Origin of the sequence: Pseudomonas sp. 43(2021), assembly GCF_017490805.1 — a bacterium.
GTDB lineage: Bacteria > Pseudomonadota > Gammaproteobacteria > Pseudomonadales > Pseudomonadaceae > Aquipseudomonas.
Genome location: NZ_JAFGYJ010000068.1, coordinates 1 through 1,801, shown reverse-complemented (window position 1 = coordinate 1,801; position 1,801 = coordinate 1). Strand labels below are relative to the sequence as shown.

Sequence of the window (1,801 nt, the reverse complement as noted above, 5' to 3'; positions counted from 1 at the left end):
ATGTTCTGCAGAAGGCCATGAGCACTTCCTCAAAGACATAAAGCTAGCTGATTATTGCCCGCTACATCAATGTAATCTTCTCCGTCAGTGCAGTGCATGCGCCCTGAGATTAAAGTGGCTATCACCGTTTACAGATTCATGTAAGTGCGGCGCGACATTAGTGAGCACTCCGTGTAGTCGCGAAGACTGTGCAGTTGAATCTAGATTACTGGAAATATATCGAGCACGTGATGAAATTTCCTTACGGAAGCTCTACAGGATACTAAGAGAACTTGGATATACATACCCCTCAGGCCGCACCACCATGGAACAGCGGGAAGTAGTTAAGGCTGCTTTTTCAGCCTTGGACAACAACAAAAATGGCATCGTCAATTACCTATACTTTTTAAAGTCCACCTACCCAGCAATAGATAAAAATATCATCTCCGCTAAAATTAATTGCCTCACTCCTGCAGAGTTGCGAAACAATGCTATACAATACTTCCTTGACAATCTTGACCCTTTCTTTCCAATAGAACACCTGCCACCAGAACGAGAGTTCTCTCTTAATAAAACCCAATTATCTAGACTTTGCAAAATCAACAAGCTTAACCTTAACCCGTATTGCCTAGAGTGGCTTTCCTCACACCACCCCAAAGAGCATAAATATCGACCTTATTACATAGAGGACATTCTCTCACTGCTCAAGTTTATCAAAGACAGACAAAACTGCTCTACAAATCGCGCGACTTCAGATCCTACAGATTTTTATACTGCTGACGAGACCACGGAGTTACTGGGAATCACGTTCACCTATCTGAGGGAATTGGTTAGAGCCGGACATATTAAGCGGTACTTCCCGAACTCTAAAGCTGCCTATCGCCGAGAGGATGTTTGTGAAATCCACGATAAATTTGAGTCCGGCGAAACATTCGCGCAACGATTTAACATGACACTTCAAAAGCTACGCGGATCTGTAGATAGCCAACTTACCAGCGAAGACTATTTGTCAACGCCCATTGCAGTGCAGCTCTATAGCAAAAATTTTGTTGCTCGAATGACAAATACTATTTTCAACCAGGACTGTAAACCATTTACACGAAAGCTAGCTATGTCACTCGAAATGCTAGATGAATACGAGCCCTCTCAATATTTTAGCATGACTCAAATCGCTCTGAAGTTAGAATTTCAAAAGCCCAGCATTAGGTACTACGTGAAAAGCAGGATAATCTCTGTTACAGCCAGAAGCAAACATGGCATGTGGCTTATAGCTGCTGATGAAGTAACGAGATTTAACGACAAATACATAAGTGCAGGCGCAGCGGCAGCCCTGCTCAAAATCTCACCATTCAAAATTGTCGATTTCCTTGCATGCCATAACGTACATGCAGTGGAAATGCACAGCAAGCCTTATGATATCAGTCGTTTATTTCTGAGATCCGATGTAAATAGGGCACATCGCACTTGCATATCCCAATCTCCATCTGAGCACGCCAAATCACTTACCCGCTCAGAAGCATGTCAAAAGCTTAAAGTCAGCAATAGCACTTTTTCAAGCTTAGAGCGCGCGGGCGCTTTCGCAGCTAACTCTCGAGACTACGCTTGTAATTCTTTCCTTGAAGAAGATATCGAGTGCTTTGGCGAGCACTACATTAGGCTGCATCACATCTCATTATTTCTTGGATGCGGGCCAGAAAACGCATTAAATTTTCTAAAGAAATTTGGCATTGAGCCCGTCAGTGGAGCCAGGACAACTAGGTCCTCTGCCACTTACTTCAAAGTCAGTGAATTATCCTTACTCGAATTAACGCCAGCCATTGCT

1 protein-coding gene is annotated in these 1,801 nt (G+C 43.4%); it reads left to right on the top strand.

Translation table 11 applies throughout. The features are described 5' to 3' along the window. Window positions 1–304 precede the first annotated feature (304 nt). A partial coding sequence (locus J5M71_RS25825) for a hypothetical protein (RefSeq protein ID WP_207838250.1) occupies window positions 305–1,801 on the top strand: 1,497 nt, incomplete at its 3' end.